Below are 18,339 nucleotides of genomic sequence, written 5' to 3'. Positions count from 1 at the left end.
CGCGCATCGGCCGCTATCCTCCCGCAAAAGCACGGAGAGGATCATGACCGACCATCCCGCCCCCGGTCCCCTGCGGCTGGCGCAGACCTATGCGGCTGGCCTGATGGGCCACCGCGCAACTGTCCCGTTCCGCATCGACGAACTGGAGGCGAAGGCCGGGGCGACGATGACGCCCGAAGCATCAGGCTATCTGCGTTCGGCCGGCGCGGAGGCAACGGCGCGCGCCAATCGCGCGGCGCTCGATGCGATCCGCCTCGTCCCGCGGATGCTCCGGGACGTGGCCAAGCGCGACCTGTCGGTGGAGCTGTTCGGCCGCCGTCTGCCCGCCCCCGTGCTGCTCGCCCCGATTGGTGTTCAGGACCTGGCGCATCCCGATGCCGATCTCGCCACGGCGATGGGCGCGGCGGTGCGTGGTATCCCGATGATCTTCTCCAATCAGGCGTCCGTCGCGATGGAGGACTGCGCCGCCGCGATGGGCGACGCGCCGCGCTGGTTTCAGCTCTACTGGACGCGCTCCGACGCGCTCGCCGAGTCGCTGGTGCGCCGCGCGGAGGCGTGCGGATGCGATGCGATCGTCGTGACGCTCGACACGACGATGCTGGGCTGGCGACCCGTCGATCTCGGCCACGGCTTCCTGCCGTTCCTGAAGGGGCAGGGGATCGCGCAATATGTCACCGACCCGGTGTTTCGCAGCATGCTCGCCCGGCCGCCGAAGGAGGACCCGCTCGCCGCCGCGCAGCTGTTCACGCAAATCTACTCCGATCCCGGCGTCGACTGGACCCGCCTGCGCAGGATCCGCGAGTGGACGCACCTGCCCGTCGTGCTCAAGGGCATCCAGCACCCCGCCGACGCGCAACGCGCTGCGGAGGAGGGATGGGACGGCATCGTCGTGTCCAATCACGGCGGCCGGCAGGTCGACGGCGCGGTCGGCTCGGCATCGCAACTCGCGGCCTGCGTCGACGCGGTCGCCGGCCGCGCCCGCGTCCTGTTCGACAGCGGCATCCGTGGCGGGGCCGATGTCGTCAAGGCACTGGCGCTGGGCGCGGACGCCGTGCTGCTCGGGCGACCCTATATATGGGGACTGGCGATCGACGGTGCGGACGGAGTCACGGCGGTCATCGACAATGTCGTCGCCGAACTCGATCTGACGCTGGGTCTGATCGGCTGTCACTCGGTCGCCGGGCTGGGGCGGGAGTATCTCGCCGACCGGTAAGGACGTGGGTTACACGCGCCCGGCACAGCCAGCCGTATGCCTTTCGTCACGCCACCCCGGTTTCTACGCCGCCTCCGCCCTGCCCAGCGCGATGTAGCGCTGCAGATGCTCGTCCTGATCGCCCAGCTGGTGATCGATCATCGTCAGCCGCTTGGCGTAATGGGACAGCGGCAACTCCCACGTCATGCCGATGCCGCCGTGAAGCTGGATGGCTTCCTCCGCGACCAGCTGCCCCGTCGCGCCGACGGTGTACTTCGCCGCCGCCAACGCACGGTCGGCACCCGGCTTCCCGAACGCGTCGGCCGCATTGATGACGGCGGAGCGCGCCTGCTCCACCTCCAGCAGCACGGTGGCGATACGATGCTGAAGCGCCTGGAACTTGCCGATCGGCACGCCGAACTGCTTGCGTGTCTGGAGATATTCGATCGTCGCCGTCTTCGCGATATCCATCGCGCCCAGCGCCTCCGCCGACAGCGCCAGCAGTCCCGCCGCCTCCGCCGCCGCGAGCGCGGCCCCGGCATCGCCGCCGACCGCCTCCGCGACGCGCACGCCGTCCAGCCGGACCTCGCCCGCGCGCCCGCCGTCGACGGTATTGTAACCGTCGATCGTCAGCCCCTCCGCCCCTTTCGGCACGACGAACAGCGCGACACCGGCGTCGGTCTGGGCCGATACCAGCAGCACGTCCGCCGCCTCCGCCTGCGCCACGACCGCCTTCGCGCCGGTTAGCGTCCAGCCATCTCCGTCCCGCGTCGCGCGGGTCATCAGCGGCTCGTCCGGCGCGCGGTCTTGCGGCTCGGCATGGGCGAACGCCGCGATCGTGGTGCCCGCGACGATGCCCTCCGGCACCTCGCCCGCCGCCGCCAGCGCGCGGCCGACCATCAGCGTGCCGAGGAACGGTTCCACCGCCAGCGCCCTGCCCAGTTCCTCGAATACCACCATGATGTCGAAGCCGCTGCCGCCGAACCCGCCGATATCCTCGCCGAACAGCGCGCCCGCGATCCCGAGTTCGCCCAGCCCAGCCCAAACCTCGGGCGAATATCCCGTCTCGCCATACGCAGCCTTGTTGCGCGCATCGACCGGCGCCGCGTCCGCCAGATAGCGGCGTAGCGTGTCGGCCAGCATCTGCCGGTCCTCGCTATGCTGAAAATCCATCAGAGCCCCACGATCATCTTGGAAATGATGTTCTTCTGCACTTCGTTCGATCCCCCGAAGATCGACAGCTTGCGCATGTTGAAATAGGTCGGAGCGGCCGCGCCGGCGTCCTCCGGCCCGACCGGCTCGCCGTTGTAACCCTCCTCCAGCGCCTCCGGGATGAACGGGATCGCATAGGGACCATAGGCGCGGCGGGAGAGGGCGGTGATCGCCTGCCGGATTTCCGTGCCCTTGATCTTCAGCATCGAGCTCTCCGCCCCCGGCGCACCGCCCCCCGCCGCCGCCGCGACGACGCGCATGTTGGTCGTCGCCATATTGGCGAGGTCGATCTCGATCCGTGCCATCCGCGCGGCGAACAGCGGGTCGTCGACCAGCTTGCGACCGCCCCGCGTGATCTTGCCCGCGACGGTGCGCAACCGGTCGAACGCCGCCGCCGACGATCCGACCCCCGCGATATTCGTCCGCTCGTAGGTCAGCAGGTATTTGGCATAGGTCCAGCCCCTGTTCTCCTGCCCGACGAGGTTCTCCACCGGCACGCGTACGTCGGTGAAGAACACCTCGTTCACCTCTGCATCGCCATCCAGCAGCACGATCGGCCGTACCTCGATGCCGGGCGACTTCATGTCGATCAGCAGGAACGAGATGCCCTCCTGTGCCTTCGCGGCAGGATCGGTGCGGACGAGGCAGAAAATCCAGTCCGCGAACTGGCCCAGCGTCGTCCACGTCTTCTGGCCGTTGACGACATAATGGTCACCGTCCCGGACCGCGCTTGTCTTCAGGCTGGCGAGATCCGATCCCGCGCCCGGCTCCGAATAGCCCTGGCACCACCAGTCGGTGCCATCCAGGATGCGCGGGAGGTAGTGCTGCTTCTGCTCCTCGCTGCCGTATTTGATGAGCACGGGGGCGAGCATGCTCAGCCCGAACGGCACGATCCGAGGCGCATTTGCGCGGGCGATTTCGTCCTCGAAGATCGACCGCTGAACGACCGTCCAGCCCGGCCCGCCATATTGCTCCGGCCAATGGCTCGCCAGCCAGCCACGCGCATTCAGGACAGCGTGCCATTCGACCATGTCTTCCCTGGTCAGCGACAGGCCGTGCGCGACCTTGTTCGACAGCCGTGCGGGAAGCTTCTCCTTCAGGAAGCTGCGTACCTCATCGCGGAAAGCCTCCTCGTCGGGCGTGAAGCTGAGGTCCATCATCCGTCTCCGTATCTTGTACGGTCGGCATATCACGCCCGGTCGCGGACGCAAACGCTTCCATACCGGATATTCGATAATTGGCGTCGTTGCGTCGATTGTTGCTACATGTCACGATGTTCATCAAAGGGGCATCGAATGAGTGAATGGCAGGCGGCCGTGGCCGCAATGCGCCGCGGCGACACGGTGGGTGCTGCGGGGTGTGCGATCGTACTGGGCGCCGGCGGCCGCGTCGGCTCGGCCTTCGCGCGCCGGCTACACGACGACGGTTTTCTGGTGCTGACCGATCCTGCCGATCCCGTTACCGTCGCCCGTGCCGCCGCCCCCGCTTATCTATTCGACTGCGCCTATGCGGATGGCGATCCTGCCGGCCACGTCGAGCGCGTCGTCCGCCATTTGACGGATTGGCGCGACTATGCGGGCATCTTCGTGCCCTCGTCGGGCTGGATCGACAGCGACAGCGACTATGCCCGCGCCAAGCGGGCCGTCGAGGCACTGGTTGCCTTCTACGCCGCGCTCGGCGCGCCCGTCGTCACCGATCGCATCGGCTACTTTCCGGGCGACGGTGTCACGCCCGATCCCACGGAGCCGATGATCGCGCAGGCCATCGATGGCGACACGCTCTACGCGCGCGTGATGGCTAGGCTGTACCAGCCTGCGCGATGACGCCCAGCACCTGCTGCGCCAGCTCCGGCCGGCAGATCAACAGGTCGGGCAGCAACGGGTCCGCACAGTTATAGACCAAAGGACTGCCGTCGATCCGCGACGCGTGCAGCCCCGCCGCCAGCGCCACTGCGGCGGGCGCGCAATTGTCCCATTCATACTGTCCGCCGGCATGCAGATAGATGTCGGCGCGCCCGTCCACGACCGCCATCGCCTTCGCACCCGCCGATCCCATGCCCAGCATCTCCGCATCGAGCGCGGTGGCGACCCGCTGCGCGATGTCGGGGCAGCGCGTCCGGCTGACGACGACCCGCGGCCTGCCGGGCGGGGGAGGGGCGGCGACCCGCGCGTGATCCGTGCACCAGACCTGGCCCCATTGCGGCACCGCCACCGCCCCGAACGCTGGCCGACCGTCGATCGCCAGTCCGATATGGACAGCCCAGTCGTCCAGCCCATCGGCATAGTCCCGCGTCCCGTCCAGCGGATCGACGATCCACACCCGCCGCGCCCCGCACCGCGCGCGGTCATCCAGGCTCTCTTCGGACAGGATGAAGTCGTCCGGCCGCGCTTCCGCCAGCCGGCGCAGGATCAGCGTGTTGGCTTCCCGGTCGCCGCGATCGCCCAGCGCCCGGCCCGTCTCGGCACGCTCCGCCCGGATCGCGCGCAGCAGGTCGCCAGCCTCGTTGGCGATGGCGGCGGCGAGCTCGGTGTCCGTCACAACTCGTGGCTCCATACGCCAACGACATACTCCACGATCCGCTCGGCCGCAGCTTCGGGAGTTTCGCGCGTCGTGTCGATCCTGATCTCTGGCCGCTCCGGCGCTTCGTAGGGGCTGGAGATGCCGGTGAAGTCCCGGATCTCACCCGCCCGCGCCTTGGCGTACAGGCCCTTCGGATCGCGCGCCTCCGCCGTCGCCAGTGGCGTATCGACGAAGATCTCCACGAACTCGCCCGCCGGCAGGCGCGACCGCACCATCGCCCGCTCCGCCCGGAACGGCGAAATGAACGCGGTCAACACGATCAGCCCGGCGTCCGCCATCAACCGTGCGACCTCGCCGATCCGCCGGATGTTCTCGATCCGCCCCGCATCCGAGAAGTCGAGATCGCGGTTCAGCCCATGCCGGATATTGTCGCCGTCCAGCAAGAAGCTGTGCTTGCCTAACGCGTGCAGCTTCTTCTCGACCAGATTGGCGATCGTCGACTTGCCCGATCCCGACAGGCCGGTGAACCACAGCACCCGCGGCGACTGCCCTTTCTGCCGGGCATGCGCCTCCCGCGTCACATCCACCGACTGCCAGTGGACGTCGGTGGCCCGCGCCAGCGCATGCTGCACCATCCCCGCCGCGACCGTCGCGTTGCTCGCGCGATCGATCAGGATGAAGCCGCCCAGATCGGCACCCTCCTCATACGGCTCGAACACGATCGGCCGATCGGTATAGACCTCCGCCACGCCGATATCGTTGAGCGCCAGCGTCGTCGCCGCGACCTCCGCCTGCGTGTTAACATCGACGGTGTGGCGCGGCGGCTGCACCGTCGCATTGACCATCTGCGTGCCCAGCTTCAGCCAGTATCCGCGTCCGGGCACCAGCGGCTGGTCCGCCATCCACACGATCGTCGCGAGCATCTGGTCGGCAGCCTGGGGCGGTGCATCCGCCGCGGCGATCACGTCCCCGCGCGAACAATCCACTTCGTCCGCCAGCACCAGCGTCACCGACTCGCCCGCCGTCGCATGCCCGCGCTCGCCGTCGGCGGTCAGGACACGCGCCACCGAGGTGTTGCGCCCGGACGGCACCACGCGCACCCGGTCGCCGACCGCCACGCCGCCGCTCGCGATCATCCCCGAAAAGCCGCGAAAATCGAGATCGGGTCGATTCACCCACTGCACCGGCAACCGGAACGGCCGCGCCGCCGAGCGGTCGCTGTCGACCGGTATCGCCTCCAGATGCGCCAGCAGCGTCGGCCCGTCATACCAGTCCATCGCCGGTGACGGCGTTGCGACGTTCTCCCCGGTCAGTCCGGACAGGGGAATCGCCGTGAAGCGCTCGATGCCGATCCCCCTCGCAAACTCGGCATAATCGGCAACGATCGCGTCGAACCGCTCATGATCGTGGCCGATCAGGTCCATCTTGTTCACCGCCAGCACGATCTCGCGAATGCCGACCAGATGGGCCAGCCAGCTATGCCGCCGCGTCTGCGTCAGCACGCCCTTGCGCGCGTCGATGAGGATCACGGCGCAATCGGCGGTCGACGCGCCCGTGACCATGTTGCGCGTATATTGCTCGTGTCCGGGCGTGTCGGCGACGATGAACTTGCGTTTCTCGGTCGCGAAGAACCGGTAGGCGACGTCGATCGTGATGCCCTGCTCGCGCTCGGCCGCCAGCCCGTCGACCAGCAGCGCGAAGTCGATATTCGCCCCCTGCGTCCCCATCCGCACAGAATCGGCCTCCAGCGCGGCGAGCTGATCCTCGAAGATGGTCTTCGAATCATACAGCAGGCGACCGATCAGCGTCGACTTGCCGTCGTCCACCGACCCGCAGGTGATGAACCGCAGCATCGTCTTCGCGGCATGGCCGGCGAGGTACGCGTCGATATCCTCACCGATCAGCGCCTCGGGGGTGTAGGCCGTCATTCTGCCCTCTCCCTCTCAGGGAGGGGAGCTTCGATCAGCACACCCATCAGAAATATCCCTCCCGCTTCTTCTTCTCCATGCTCGCCGCCTGATCGTGATCGATCGCGCGGCCTTGACGCTCGGAGGTCGTCGTCAGCAGCATTTCCTGTATCACCGCTGACAGCGTATCCGCCCGGCTCTCCACCGCGCCGGTCAGCGGGTAGCAGCCGAGCGTGCGAAACCGGATCGATCGCTCCACCGGCACTTCACCGGGCAGCAGGCGGAACCGGTCGTCGTCCACCATCAGCAACATACCGTCGCGCTCGACGGTAGGGCGAGGGGCCGCGAAGTAGAGCGGCACGATCTCGATCCCCTCGGCCAGGATGTATTGCCAGATATCCAGCTCGGTCCAGTTCGACAGCGGAAATACGCGCAAGCTTTCGCCCCGGTTCAGCCGTGCATTGTACAGCCGCCACAATTCGGGCCGTTGCGCCTTCGGGTCCCAGCCGTGGCTGGCCGACCGGAACGAGAAGATGCGCTCCTTCGCGCGGCTCTTCTCCTCGTCGCGCCTCGCGCCGCCAAAGGCCGCGTCGTAGCCGCCCGCGGTCAGCGCCTGCTTCAATCCCTCCGTCTTCCACAGATCGGTGTGCCGCCCGCCATGATCGAACGGGTTGATCCCCGCCGCCACCGCGTCCGGGTTCTTGTGGACGATCAACTCCATGCCGGCGTCCGCCGCCGCCTTGTCGCGCAGGTCGTACATCGCCCTGAACTTCCACGTCGTATCGACATGCAGCAGCGAGAAGGGCGGTCGCCCCGGCGCGAACGCCTTCTTCGCCAGATGCAGCATCACCGCCGAATCCTTGCCGACGGAATACAGCATCACCGGTCGCTCCGCCTCGGCGACGACCTCGCGCAGGATGTGGATGCTGTCGGCTTCGAGCCGTTGAAGGTGGGTGAGCGTACTCATCGACGCTTCAGATAGTCACGTCGCCGCACCATGCGACCAACTTATCCTGTCAGTCGCAAAAGTCCGCCCGCTCGCGCTCCAGCGAATCGAGGATGCGCGCGCCCGCCATGAACACCGCGACGGGGCACAGCGCGAACAGCATCACGCCGCCCCAGCCAGGATACTGGTTCATGTAATGCACGCCCCGCTCCGTCGCGCCGTTGGCGAGACCGTAGATCACGAGGAACGCCTCGAACTTGGTCTTGATGACGAACAACCGGGCGAATCGGGACCACATGTGCGAAGCCTAGCAAGGCCGGTGCCAATGGCGGAAGTGCGTGTTGTTTTCGTAACCGACATGGTAAATCGTAAATTAATTCGACAGGAGTGGGGGCTTCATGACGATTTTGAACGGTTCGGCAGGCATCATGATCGGGGCGGAGGAGGCGGGTTGTTTTCGCGGGACTCCCGACCGTGTCATCCTTGGCGGACCGCTGAAACTCTACCGCCTCGCGGGATCGCGATCGGGCATCGCCGGTCCGGAGCGGGGCGCATGGTGGTTCGACGGGGAGATGCTCGCCGCCCTTGCCGACGACGTGCTTGAGGCGACGTATGACGGCAATGCCTTCACCCGCCGCAACATTCTCGCCGGCACGCGGACAGATCTGGCGGTGAAATCATCCTGGAGCAATATGGGCTGGTTCTGCTGCCTGACACTCGACGCCGCCCAGCAACTGATTGGCTGGCGTGGCGAGGCGCTGGCGCAAAAGGACCATGGTGCCGGCTTTTTCGAAGGTCTGTTGCCGGGTGGCGGCACTCAGTTCTTTATCCCCGGCCTCGTGACGGCGCTATCGGTGGCAATCACGCGAGAGCCGACGCACACGGCGCTGTCGCGCCTGTCGCGTACCCCCAACTGGCGCGGCTGAAGCGTCAGGCGAGCGCCTTCAGGTCCAGCGCTCGCAGCAGTTCGGCCCGCGCCGCCTCGACCGCCGCCACCAGTGCCGGGTCGCGCAACCCGTCCGCCGCGATCTCCTCCGGCCAATGCGCCTCGATCACTGCTGCAATCCGGTCCAGCCGCGCATGGTCGACCAGAAACCGCGGATCGACCGTTACCGGGTCGGCGACCACCCGTAGCCGCAGACACGCCGGTCCGCCGCCGTTCGCCATCGATTCCCGTACGTCCACCACCTCGACGCGGCGGATCGGTCCGTTGCCGGCGACATGCTCCATCAGCCACGACCAGACGGGCTCCGTCTCCCGCACTTCGCCCGGCACGATCAGCGACATGCTCCCGTCCGGCAGCGTCACCAGTTGGGCGTTGAACAGATAGCTCGAAATCGCATCGGCCAGCGAAACCCGCGCCGCCGGCACCTCGACGATCTCCACCGCTGGCAGCGCCGCGCGCAATTCTGCATAGAAGCCGTCACGATCCGCGAATGCCTGCTCGTGCGCGAACAGCACCCGCTCGTTCGCCACCGCGACGACATCGTTGTGGAACGCGCCCGCCGCGATCGCCGCTTCCGACTGTTCCACGAACAGCGCGCGGCCGACTCCGTGTCGCCGCGCGACAGCGGCGCTCGCATCGCGATGCTGGCGGGCAGGGAAGGGGCCGCCACTGCGCCCGTAGACGAACACCTCGACGCCCGCCTCGCCATGCCGCTCGCACAGCCGCATGTGATTGGCCGCGCCCTCGTCTCCGAACGGGGCCGGCACCGGGCCATGCACCATGAACGACGGATCGACGAACGCGACGCGCAGCTGCGCCAGCGTCGCCGGCCATTCGTGGCTGCGATGCGGCATCGTCACCAGATTGGCGACGGTCAGGTGACACCGGCCGTCCGCACAGTCAGCGGCGGGCGACACCGTCGCCGCATTCGCCGCCCACATCGCCGACGCCGACATCGCCTGCGCCAGCAGATGCGGCTCCGCTGCTTCTACATCGCTCGCCAGCGTCGCCAGCCAGTCGCGGTCGGGCCGCGGGTGCGGCAGCAATATGCCCTGCACCAGCCCGAGATCGAGGTTCGCGCGCATCTTGGCGAGGCCCTGCAACGCCGCCGCGCGCGGCCGCGACACCAGCCCGGCGTTGCGCGTCGCCGCCAGATTGCCCGGGCTCAGGCCCGCGTAATTGTGGCTCGGCCCGACGATCCCGTCGAAGTTGATCTCGCGCATCACAGCCGCCCGACGTGCATGACGCGATCATCCTCGCCGACGTTCAGCGTCGCCGCTGCCTCGGCGGACAGCGCGATCCCGTCCGCCGCCTCTCGCACCAGCCCGAAAGTACAGCGGAAATCCGCCATGTGGCCGCAGGCGACCAGCGCCTCCGCGCCGCCGTCGCGATCGACCGCGACGATACGGCTCTCCCGCGCCTCCCGGATCGATCGCACGGCATCGGTCCGCGCCGTCATCGTCGGTCCCCCATCGAAGATGTCGCAGTAATTCTCGTACGCGAAGCCTTCGTTCTCCAGCATCCGCATCGCCGCGCGCCCGCTGGGGTGGGGCAGGCCGATTACCGCCCGCGCATGGTCCGACAGCATCGCCGTATAGATCGGATGCTTCGGCATCAGGTCGGCGATGAACTGGTGGCCGTTCGTCGCATTGAACTGGTCCGCGTCCTGAAAATTCATGCCGAAAAACCGTCCGGCCAGCCCATCCCAGAACGGCGACCCGCCCGCCTCGTCGATCACCCCCCGCAACTCCGCCAGGATCCGATCCGCGAACCGCTTCCGGTGCATCGCAATGAACAGGTACCGCGCCCGTGCCAGCAACAGCCCGAGCCCGCCGGCCCGCTCGCCCGGATGCAGGAACAGGCCGCCGACCTCCGACGCCCCCTCCAGATCGGTGGTCAGGGTCAGCATCTCGGCGCGGAATGTCCGCCCCAGCTCCTTGCTCGCCTGCGTCAGCGTCCCCAGCCGATAGCTGTAGAAGGGGTGCCGCTGCCCGACCCGCGTGAAGATCTGGCACGTGCCGCGCACGTCGCCGCTCTCGACATCCTCCAGGACCAGCACGAACAACTCGTCCTCGATCGCCTCGTCCCGGCGCGCGAACGCCTCGTGACTGCGGTCCAGCTTTGCCTTCAGTGCGCGGCGATCGGGCGGCAGGTTCGTGAAGCCGCCCCCGGTCAGCTTCGCCATTTCGTAAAGGTGCTGAAGATCGTCGTCGGTCGCGGCGCGGATGCGATGGCTCATACAGGCAGCCTAGCCGCGATCCGCAGCATCGTCACGGCGGTCAGCGCGGCGCGTTCGACGAGGCTGTCGACCAGCAGGAACTCGTCGCTGGAATGGATCGCGCCGCCGCGCACGCCCATCGTGTCGACCACCGCCACGCCCGCCGCGGCGATGTTGTTGCCGTCGCACACCCCGCCGGTATCGCGCCAGCCGACCGCGATGCCCAGCGATCCCGCCGCATCCTCGATCACCGCCTGCAATGCTTCCGCCCCCGCATCCACCGGCTTGGGCGGGCGATTGAACCCGCCATGCACCGCCACCGACACATTGCGCCGCCCTGCGACGTCCGCCGTCACCCGGTCCACCACCGCCTGTGCGCGCATGATTGCTCCGGCATCGCGCGGGCGGAAGTTGACGCGCAGCACGGCCAGCTCGGGCACGACGTTGTTCGGCCCACCGCCTTCAATCCGCGCCGGATTGACCCACAGCCCGTCGCCGCGTGCGTCCGCCAGCCGCACGGCGATCTCCGACGCCGCGACGATGGCGTTGCGGCCCTCTTCGGGATTGCGCCCGGCATGCGCGCTCCTGCCGCGCACCACGATCGAAAAATTGCCCGTGCCGCCGCGCGCGCCCACCAGCGTACCGTCCGCCAGCGCCGGCTCGTATCCCAGTGCCGCGACCTTGCCGGCCGCCACCTCCGCGATCAGTGCGGCGGACGACAGCGATCCGGTCTCCTCGTCGGAGTTGATGAGGACGTCATACCCCAGCGCGCAACCGCCCTCCGCCTCGATCGCCGCCAGCGCCGCCAGCATCGCCGCCAGCCCGCCCTTCATGTCGGCCACGCCCGGCCCGATCAGCACGCCCGGTTCACGCCAGTGCAGCGTCTGGAACGCGTGGTCCGCGCCATAGACCGTGTCCATATGCCCCATCAGCAGCACGCGCCGTCCGGCATCGGGCCGCACCCGCACCAGCAGATGCCGGCCATGCGCCAACGGCGACACATTCCCGTCCGCCGCCACGCTCTCGACCGGTGCCGGCTCGATCAGCGACACGTCGCCCGGTAGGACGGCGAACGCGTCCGCCAGCACCGTCGCCATCCGCGCCAGTCCGTCGATATTGCGCGTGCCGCTGTTGATCGCCGCCCAGTGCTCGACCTGTGCCAGCATCGCCGCCGCATCCAGCCGCGCGACGACGGCCTGCTCGTTCGAAGTCATCCCCGCCATCGGCAGGGATGTACCGGCGTCAGAAGGAATAGACCAGCGACGCCCGGCTGATCGTGTCCGTCGTCTTGCGCCCGGCCGGCGGCATGCTCTCATACTGGACGTTGTACGACAGCTGCGCGGACAGCGGCCCGATCAGCTTCGCCTGCACCGCGCTGTTGGTGTTCACCGTCGAATTGAACCGCTGGACATAGGCCGATGCGGTCTGCGTGAAGCCCAGCCCCGGCAGGATGCGGATGCGGAAATCGATCGTTCCGCGCCCGGCGATGCTCGACTGCACGGTGCCGTCGGTAAAGGCGGTGTGCCGGTATGCCGGCCCCAGCTCCAGATCGAGCTGCATGTTCGCTTCCTTGATCGCGCTGTACCCCGCACCGCCCGATATCGCCACACGGTCGTAATAACCGAGGAACCTGTCGCTCTCATATTGCGCCGCACCGTACGCATAGGCGCGGTCGCCAAACTTGTAATTGGGTTCGTAACTGGCGAGGTAATGTTCGCGCGTCGTGATGCCCAGACTTTCCTGATAGTCTGCCTGCGCCCGGAACTTGTGCCGCCATTGCAGCCCCTCGCGCGTCAGGTCGACGACCGCGCTGCCCCCCGCCGTCTCCGAATTGCCCGTCGATACGAAGCCGCCGAGCTCCGCCTTGCCCGTCCAGAGCGTCAGGAAGCTAGCCTGCCGGATCACCCGCTCGCGCGCCGCGGCCCGATCCGCGCGCCATTTGTCGGCGATCGCCAGCACCGCATCGCCGCTCAGCGGATCGGCCGAGCGCGCGTATTTGACGATGGTCGAAACCTCGCCCTCGTTGCCCGAATCGAGCGCCGCATCGAGCATCGCCCGGATATTCTCGGGGATCATCGCGCCAGCCGCGGTCTGCTGCGGGGGGGAGGGAGCGGGGGCCGACACGTCGACCGGGGCGCTCATCAGAAGGACGAGGGTAAGCACGGGTGTCCTAGTATAACATTGTCGGCGGCTCGCAACCGGCTGCGACCGATCGCCAGATCGGCTAGCGGATCGGCACGTCCAGATGGTCGGCAAATGCGGCCAGTACATCCTCGTACAGCTGGCGCTTGAACGGCACGATCACGCGCGGCAGCTCCGCCGGTTCGATCCAGCGCCACGCACGAAACTCCGGATGCGGCGTGCGGATATCGACGTCGTGGTCCTCGCCCAGAAAGCGGAACAGGAACCAGCGTTGCACCTGCCCTCGCCACTTGCCCTTCCACACCTTGCCGATCAGCTCCGTCGGCAGATCGTAGGTGAAGTCGCGCCCGGCCTCCGCAACCAGCTCGACCCTGTCGGCGACGACCCCCGTCTCCTCCCGCAATTCCCGCGTCGCCGCCGTCAGCGCGTCTTCGCCCGGATCGATCCCGCCCTGCGGCATCTGCCAAGCCTCCAGCGTCGAATCGAGCCGCTGGCCGACGAACACCAGTCCGTCACGGTTGACCAGCATCACGCCCGCACAGGGGCGGTAGGGCAGGTCGCTCACGATCCCGCCGCCTGCCGCGTGACACGGTCGCCTTCCATCTCGACGATCATCGCCTTCACTGCCAGCAGGAAGCCCGCGACATCCGCCTGCGACGAGGGGATCGCCTTGCGGACGTTGAGGAAGCCGTGGATGTTGCCCACCGCCTCCCGGTACACGACCGGCACCCCCGCCTGCGCCAGCGCCGCGACATAGGCACGCCCCTGATCGCGGATCGGGTCGAGGCTGGCGGTCACGACGACGGCCGGCGGCATGCCCGCCATGTGCTGATGCAGCGGCGACGAGCGCGCGTGATGCAGGTCCGCGGCATAGGCGTCCTGAAACCACAGCAGCGTCTCGCGATCGAGCAGATACCCCTTCGAGAACGCCCGCACCGACGCATAGTCGCCGCCGGTCATGTCCGCCGCCGGATAGAGCGGAGCCTGCACGATCACCGGCACGGACGCGGGCCGGTCGCGCAAACTCATCGCCGTGACGATCGTCAGATTGCCCCCCGCGCTATCCCCGCACAGCACCAGCGCCGTGACGCTCCGCCCGAGATCCGCCGGGCTGTCCGCCACCCACCGCGCCGCCGCCTCCGCATCGTCCGGCGCGGCCGGCCATTTCGCTTCCGGTGCCAGCCGGTAATCGACCGCGATCACCGGGATATCCAGCACGCGCGCGATTTCCGCACAGGCGCTGGCATGGCTCTCGAGATCGCCGATCACGAAGCCGCCGCCATGATAGAAGACCATCGCCGGCCCCGGCACGCGCGTCTGCTGCGCGTCGAACAGCCTCGCCTTGATCGGCCCGCCGGGGCCGGGGATCGTCAGGTCTCGCATCACCGCCAGTTCACCGATCGGCGGCTCCGCCACGCCCGGCATCGCCGAATACACGGCACGCGCGGCGGGCGGTTCGAGCTGGTACGTACGCGGACCGGGCAGGTTGTTGAGATACTCCAGGAACTTGCTGACGTCCGGGCGGACATACGGGCTGGCGTCGGTCATTCCTGCTCCTCGCGCTTCTGGCGTGCCGACCCTACCTAGGGGCCGTGATCCATGTCGTCCATCACCCCGCCTATGTCGCGCCCGCACCCGCCCGGTCCACCTATCGCTGGGGCAAGAACGGCCTGATCCGCGACCTGCTGCGCGAACGCGGCGACGCGCTGACGTGGCATGTACCCGATCCGATGCCGGTCCGCTGGCTGGAGGCGACGCACGATCCCGATTACGTCGCGGAGGTGCTGGAGGCGCGCGTGCCACCCCTGAAGACGCGCCGGATCGGCTTTCCGATCACACCCGAAGTCGCCACCCGCGCCGCCGCCGTGCCGGGCGGAACGTGGCTCGCCGCGCACCTCGCGCTGGAACACGGCTTCGCGGCCAATACGGCGGGCGGCAGCCACCACGCGCTGCACGATACCGGTGCCGGATATTGTGTGTTCAACGATCTGGCGGTCGCCGCGACGCGGTTGATCGAGGAATGTACAGTGGACCGCATCCTGATCGTCGATGTCGACGTGCATCAGGGCGACGGCACCGCCGCGCTCACCGCCGGCCATCCGCAGATCGCGACCTATTCGATCCATGCCGACAAGAACTTCCCCGCTCGCAAGGCCCGATCGACGCTCGACGTGCCGTTGGCGGACGGGATCGGCGACGACGACTATTGCGCGACGCTGGAGACGACGCTGACTTCGATGCTCGATGGTTTCGCGCCCGACCTGATCCTCTATCAGGCCGGAGTCGACCCGTTCGCCGACGACCGCCTCGGTCGCCTGTCGCTCAGTCTGGCGGGCCTCGAACGTCGCGAGCGGCTGGTGGCGCGGCTGGTGTCCGATCGCGGCATCCCGCTCGCGAGTACCGTCGGCGGCGGCTACGGCGACGACGCGCTGGAAATCGCCCGCCGCCATGTCGCTGCGATCATGACACTGGGCGATGCGCTCGAATCCTCCCCGGCCCGGGGGGATAGCGGAGCGGCGAATCCGGTGGAGGGGCAGCCACGGGCGGTGACGCCTGAGGCTACCCCTCCGGCGCATTCGCGCCACCTCCCCTGAAGAGGGGAGGATTAGGTCATCAACGGAACGCGACGGCCCGCCGGAGCGTACCCCCCGTCGATGCCGAACCCCGTGATCCTCTGGCTCCGCCAGGACCTCCGCCTCCACGATCAACCCGCCCTCGTCGCCGCCGCCCATGAAGGCCCGGTGATCCCGGTCTATATCCTAGATGACGACACCCCCGGCGAATGGCGGATGGGCGGCGCGCAGCGCTGGTGGCTCCACCACAGCCTGACCGCGCTGGCGGAGGCGCTGGAAGAAAAGGGGAGCCGCCTGATCCTCCGCCGCGGCAAGGCCGTGGAGGTGCTGACCTCGTTGATGCAGGATACGGGTGCCGATACGATCCACGCCATCCGCCATTACGAACCGTGGTGGCGCAAGGCGGAGGCCGCGCTCGGCGACCGTCTCAGCCTTCATGACGGCAACCACCTCGCGCGGCCCGAAGATGTCCGCACCGGCTCCGGTGGCCAGTTTCGCATCTACTCCTCCTTCTGGAAGGCGCTCCAGAACCACCTCCCGCCGGAACATCCCCATCCGGCGCCGCGCGATATCCCCGCACCCGCGACATGGCCGAAGTCGGAGACGCTCGCCCACTGGGACCTGCTGCCGACCAAGCCCGACTGGTCTCCCGGCTTCGATGAGGATTGGGTGCCCGGCGAGGACGAGGCGCTTCACCGCCTGAAAGCGTTTGCGAAAAAGGCCGATGCCTACGACACCGCCCGCAACATGCCGTCGGAGGAGGGAAGCTCCCGCCTGTCGCCGCACCTGCATTTCGGCGAAGTCTCCCCGCGCACCGTCTGGCACGCGACGTCCGGCACGACCTGGCGCAAGGAACTGGCGTGGCGCGATTTCACCGACGGCGTCGTCCTCGCGCTGCCCGATTACGCCACCGACAACGGCCGCCCCAAATACGATGCGCTGCAATGGCGGACCGGCAAGCAAGCGGCATCGGACCTGAAGGCGTGGCGGACCGGCCATACCGGCTATCCGATCGTCGACGCCGGCATGCGTCAGCTCTGGACGACGGGCTGGATGCACAACCGCGTCCGGATGATCACAGCCAGCTTCCTCATCAAGCATTTGCTGATCGACTGGCGGGAGGGGGAGCGCTGGTTCTGGGACTGTCTGGTCGATGCCGATTACGGCAACAATTCCGTCAACTGGCAGTGGGTCGCCGGCACCGGCGTTGATTCGAATATGTTCAGCCGCATAATGGCCCCGCTGACGCAGTCGGAAAAGTTCGATGCGGCCGATTACATCCGCCGCTGGGTGCCCGAACTCGCCAAGGTGCCAGACACCGCGATCCACGATCCCGAGGCCGCCGGTTGCCTGCCCAGGGGCTATCCGCCGAAGATCATCGGCCACCGCGAAGCCCGCGAACGTGCATTGGCAGCGGCGGCGGCGCTGTAGGGCTTCCCTCCGGGCGTCGGCCGGTGCAAAGGCGCGCCGCATGGAAGCAGGGGGCATCCACCTTCACCGCCACAGCCGGACGGCGCGCCTGATCGCGCGGCCGTTTCACCGGCTGCTCGACCGTATCGATCGCGGACTGGAATGCGGCGCGATCGAGGCGCGGCTTCCGGACGGCACGGCGCTCCTGATCGGGGGTCGTGCTGACGGTCCGGTGGCGATCGTCGCCGTTCACCGGTGGCGCGCGCTCGTTCGCCTCGCGACCGCGGGGTCTGTCGGCTGGTACGAGGGGTGGGAGGCCGGCGACTGGTCCAGCCCCGATCCCGTGCCGCTGTTCGATCTGTTCATGCGGAATCGCGTCGCGCTGGGCCGGGCCGCACGATCCGGCGGATTGGCACGGCTGGCGGCGCGGTCGTGGCATCACCTCCGCCGCAATCACCGCGCCGGCTCGCGCCGCAACATCGCCGCGCATTACGATCTGGGCAACGACTTCTACCGCGAGTGGCTGGACGACAGCCTGACCTATTCCAGCGCGATGTTCGAGGAAGGCGATACGCTGGAACAGGCGCAGGAGCGTAAGCTCATGGCCGTGCTGGATCGTACCGCGACGAAGCCAGGCGAAACGATCCTGGAGATCGGCTGCGGCTGGGGCTCGTTCGCCGCGCTTGCGTCGGGGCAGGGGCGTAACGTCCACGCCCTGACGCTGTCGACCGAGCAGAAGGCGATGCTCGACGCCCGCGACCTGCCGGGCGTCACCGTATCGCTCACCGATTACCGCGACACCGCGGGCCGGTTCGATGCGGTCGCCAGTATCGAGATGGTGGAGGCGGTGGGGCAAGCCTATTGGCCAGCCTATCTCGACACCATCGCCCGCGTCCTGAAGCCGGGCGGGCGTGCCGCGATCCAGTATATCGCCATCGCCGACGACGTGTTCGACGCCTATGCCACCAGCGTCGACTTCATCCAGCGCCACGTCTTCCCCGGCGGGATGCTGCTCTCCGAAAGCCGCTTCCGCGCGCTGGCGGAGGCGCGCGGCCTGTCGTGGCAGGACGCGCGTCATTTCGGCCTCGATTATGCGGAAACGCTGCGCCTGTGGCGCGAACGCTTCGACGCTGCCGAGAGGGAAGGGCGCTTGCCCGCCCGCCTCGACGCCCGCTTCCGCCGCCTCTGGCGCTATTACCTGATGTATTGCGAAGGCGGTTTTCGCGGCGGCGGCATTACCGTCGCGCAGGTCACGCTGGTCCGGAACTGAGGC

Annotated in this window: 18 protein-coding genes; 6 read left to right on the top strand and 12 right to left on the bottom strand. The window is 68.1% G+C overall.

Annotated elements, in window-relative coordinates; genetic code table 11:
* Window positions 1-43: 43 nt before the first annotated feature.
* Complete coding sequence (locus ASG07_RS13145; protein ID WP_055847453.1) at window positions 44-1,213, top strand: alpha-hydroxy-acid oxidizing protein; 1,170 nt, start codon at window positions 44-46, stop codon at window positions 1,211-1,213.
* 63 nt (window positions 1,214-1,276) lie between these two features.
* Here the strand turns inward: ASG07_RS13145 and ASG07_RS13140 are convergent, their stop codons facing one another.
* Both ASG07_RS13140 and ASG07_RS13135 read right to left on the bottom strand, forming a co-directional pair.
* Window positions 1,277-2,365: an acyl-CoA dehydrogenase family protein gene (locus tag ASG07_RS13140; protein WP_055847450.1), complete on the bottom strand. Its 1,089-nt coding sequence runs from the start codon at window positions 2,363-2,365 to the stop codon at window positions 1,277-1,279.
* Window positions 2,365-3,561 (bottom strand): acyl-CoA dehydrogenase family protein, encoded by a 1,197-nt coding sequence (locus tag ASG07_RS13135; protein WP_055848065.1) that lies wholly within the window; start codon window positions 3,559-3,561, stop codon window positions 2,365-2,367. Before ASG07_RS13135 ends, ASG07_RS13140 begins: the two co-directional genes overlap by 1 nt.
* A 138-nt stretch (window positions 3,562-3,699) precedes the next feature.
* Between ASG07_RS13135 and ASG07_RS13130 the strand changes: the two genes are divergently transcribed.
* Window positions 3,700-4,227 (top strand): hypothetical protein, encoded by a 528-nt coding sequence (locus ASG07_RS13130; RefSeq protein ID WP_055847447.1) that lies wholly within the window; start codon window positions 3,700-3,702, stop codon window positions 4,225-4,227.
* Here the strand turns inward: ASG07_RS13130 and ASG07_RS13125 are convergent.
* From ASG07_RS13125 to ASG07_RS13110, 4 genes are read right to left on the bottom strand one after another with little or no spacing between them, the layout of a single operon-like run.
* Complete coding sequence (locus ASG07_RS13125; RefSeq protein ID WP_055847445.1) at window positions 4,202-4,957, bottom strand: 3'(2'),5'-bisphosphate nucleotidase CysQ; 756 nt, start codon at window positions 4,955-4,957, stop codon at window positions 4,202-4,204. The genes ASG07_RS13130 and ASG07_RS13125 overlap by 26 nt on opposite strands.
* Entirely contained in the window at window positions 4,939-6,852 is a 1,914-nt protein-coding gene (gene cysN / locus ASG07_RS13120; RefSeq protein ID WP_055847442.1) for a sulfate adenylyltransferase subunit CysN, read from the bottom strand. The genes ASG07_RS13125 and cysN overlap by 19 nt, the downstream gene beginning before the upstream one ends.
* A 46-nt stretch (window positions 6,853-6,898) precedes the next feature.
* Window positions 6,899-7,798, bottom strand: a complete 900-nt coding sequence (gene cysD, locus ASG07_RS13115) for a sulfate adenylyltransferase subunit CysD (RefSeq protein ID WP_055847439.1) — start codon at window positions 7,796-7,798, stop codon at window positions 6,899-6,901.
* A gap of 49 nt (window positions 7,799-7,847) precedes the next feature.
* A complete protein-coding gene (locus tag ASG07_RS13110) occupies window positions 7,848-8,075 on the bottom strand; it encodes a hypothetical protein (RefSeq protein WP_055847436.1) in 228 nt (75 codons plus the stop codon).
* A 100-nt stretch (window positions 8,076-8,175) separates the two neighbouring features.
* Between ASG07_RS13110 and ASG07_RS13105 the strand changes: the two genes are divergently transcribed.
* On the top strand, window positions 8,176-8,703 hold the full coding sequence (locus ASG07_RS13105; protein ID WP_055847431.1) for a hypothetical protein: 528 nt from the start codon (window positions 8,176-8,178) through the stop codon (window positions 8,701-8,703).
* 4 nt (window positions 8,704-8,707) lie between these two features.
* Here ASG07_RS13105 and ASG07_RS13100 read toward each other — a convergent pair whose 3' ends face one another.
* The 6 genes from ASG07_RS13100 to ASG07_RS13075 all read right to left on the bottom strand — a co-directional run bounded on the left by ASG07_RS13100 (window position 8,708) and on the right by ASG07_RS13075 (window position 14,631).
* Window positions 8,708-9,946 carry an N-succinylarginine dihydrolase gene (locus ASG07_RS13100; RefSeq protein WP_055847428.1) on the bottom strand — a complete coding sequence of 413 codons (1,239 nt, stop codon included), beginning with the start codon at window positions 9,944-9,946 and terminating at the stop codon, window positions 8,708-8,710.
* Window positions 9,946-10,962: an arginine N-succinyltransferase gene (locus tag ASG07_RS13095; protein WP_055847424.1), complete on the bottom strand. Its 1,017-nt coding sequence runs from the start codon at window positions 10,960-10,962 to the stop codon at window positions 9,946-9,948. The genes ASG07_RS13100 and ASG07_RS13095 overlap by 1 nt, the downstream gene beginning before the upstream one ends.
* Window positions 10,959-12,164, bottom strand: coding sequence for a hydrolase (locus ASG07_RS13090; protein WP_201781025.1), 1,206 nt, complete (start codon window positions 12,162-12,164; stop codon window positions 10,959-10,961). The genes ASG07_RS13095 and ASG07_RS13090 overlap by 4 nt, the downstream gene beginning before the upstream one ends.
* Window positions 12,165-12,183: 19 nt before the next feature.
* A complete protein-coding gene (locus tag ASG07_RS13085; RefSeq protein WP_055847420.1) occupies window positions 12,184-13,083 on the bottom strand; it encodes a DUF481 domain-containing protein in 900 nt (299 codons plus the stop codon).
* Window positions 13,084-13,165: 82 nt separating this feature from the next.
* On the bottom strand, window positions 13,166-13,648 hold the full coding sequence (locus tag ASG07_RS13080; RefSeq protein WP_055847417.1) for an RNA pyrophosphohydrolase: 483 nt from the start codon (window positions 13,646-13,648) through the stop codon (window positions 13,166-13,168).
* Window positions 13,645-14,631, bottom strand: a complete 987-nt coding sequence (locus ASG07_RS13075) for an alpha/beta hydrolase (protein ID WP_055847414.1) — start codon at window positions 14,629-14,631, stop codon at window positions 13,645-13,647. Before ASG07_RS13075 ends, ASG07_RS13080 begins: the two co-directional genes overlap by 4 nt.
* Window positions 14,632-14,675: 44 nt before the next feature.
* On the opposite strand from ASG07_RS13075, the gene ASG07_RS13070 reads away from it, so the two are divergent.
* From ASG07_RS13070 to ASG07_RS13060, 3 genes are read left to right on the top strand one after another with little or no spacing between them, the layout of a single operon-like run.
* The gene (locus ASG07_RS13070; RefSeq protein WP_082474805.1) at window positions 14,676-15,677 is read left to right on the top strand and encodes a histone deacetylase family protein; all 1,002 of its coding nucleotides are present in this window, start codon (window positions 14,676-14,678) and stop codon (window positions 15,675-15,677) included.
* Window positions 15,678-15,737: 60 nt separating this feature from the next.
* Window positions 15,738-17,087 carry a cryptochrome/photolyase family protein gene (locus ASG07_RS13065; protein ID WP_055847410.1) on the top strand — a complete coding sequence of 450 codons (1,350 nt, stop codon included), beginning with the start codon at window positions 15,738-15,740 and terminating at the stop codon, window positions 17,085-17,087.
* A 40-nt stretch (window positions 17,088-17,127) separates the two neighbouring features.
* Window positions 17,128-18,336 (top strand): SAM-dependent methyltransferase, encoded by a 1,209-nt coding sequence (locus ASG07_RS13060; protein WP_055847407.1) that lies wholly within the window; start codon window positions 17,128-17,130, stop codon window positions 18,334-18,336.
* Window positions 18,337-18,339 lie beyond the last annotated feature (3 nt).

The organism is Sphingomonas sp. Leaf343 (assembly GCF_001423765.1).
Classification (GTDB): Bacteria; Pseudomonadota; Alphaproteobacteria; order Sphingomonadales; family Sphingomonadaceae; genus Sphingomonas.
The sequence above is the reverse complement of the archived record's forward strand: the minus strand, read 5'-3'. Positions and strand labels throughout refer to the sequence as shown.

Bases quoted from the DNA above. Each gene is read 5' to 3' on its own strand.
- ASG07_RS13145 (WP_055847453.1), top strand. From the start codon at position 44: ATGACCGACCATCCCGCCCCCGGTCCCCTGCGGCTGGCGCAGACCTAT.
- ASG07_RS13140 (WP_055847450.1), bottom strand. From the start codon at position 2,365: ATGGATTTTCAGCATAGCGAGGACCGGCAGATGCTGGCCGACACGCTA.
- ASG07_RS13135 (WP_055848065.1), bottom strand. From the start codon at position 3,561: ATGGACCTCAGCTTCACGCCCGACGAGGAGGCTTTCCGCGATGAGGTA.
- ASG07_RS13130 (WP_055847447.1), top strand. From the start codon at position 3,700: ATGAGTGAATGGCAGGCGGCCGTGGCCGCAATGCGCCGCGGCGACACG.
- ASG07_RS13125 (WP_055847445.1), bottom strand. From the start codon at position 4,957: ATGGAGCCACGAGTTGTGACGGACACCGAGCTCGCCGCCGCCATCGCC.
- cysN (WP_055847442.1), bottom strand. From the start codon at position 6,852: ATGACGGCCTACACCCCCGAGGCGCTGATCGGTGAGGATATCGACGCG.
- cysD (WP_055847439.1), bottom strand. From the start codon at position 7,798: ATGAGTACGCTCACCCACCTTCAACGGCTCGAAGCCGACAGCATCCAC.
- ASG07_RS13110 (WP_055847436.1), bottom strand. From the start codon at position 8,075: ATGTGGTCCCGATTCGCCCGGTTGTTCGTCATCAAGACCAAGTTCGAG.
- ASG07_RS13105 (WP_055847431.1), top strand. From the start codon at position 8,176: ATGACGATTTTGAACGGTTCGGCAGGCATCATGATCGGGGCGGAGGAG.
- ASG07_RS13100 (WP_055847428.1), bottom strand. From the start codon at position 9,946: ATGCGCGAGATCAACTTCGACGGGATCGTCGGGCCGAGCCACAATTAC.
- ASG07_RS13095 (WP_055847424.1), bottom strand. From the start codon at position 10,962: ATGAGCCATCGCATCCGCGCCGCGACCGACGACGATCTTCAGCACCTT.
- ASG07_RS13090 (WP_201781025.1), bottom strand. From the start codon at position 12,164: ATGGCGGGGATGACTTCGAACGAGCAGGCCGTCGTCGCGCGGCTGGAT.
- ASG07_RS13085 (WP_055847420.1), bottom strand. From the start codon at position 13,083: ATGAGCGCCCCGGTCGACGTGTCGGCCCCCGCTCCCTCCCCCCCGCAG.
- ASG07_RS13075 (WP_055847414.1), bottom strand. From the start codon at position 14,631: ATGACCGACGCCAGCCCGTATGTCCGCCCGGACGTCAGCAAGTTCCTG.
- ASG07_RS13065 (WP_055847410.1), top strand. From the start codon at position 15,738: ATGCCGAACCCCGTGATCCTCTGGCTCCGCCAGGACCTCCGCCTCCAC.
- ASG07_RS13060 (WP_055847407.1), top strand. From the start codon at position 17,128: ATGGAAGCAGGGGGCATCCACCTTCACCGCCACAGCCGGACGGCGCGC.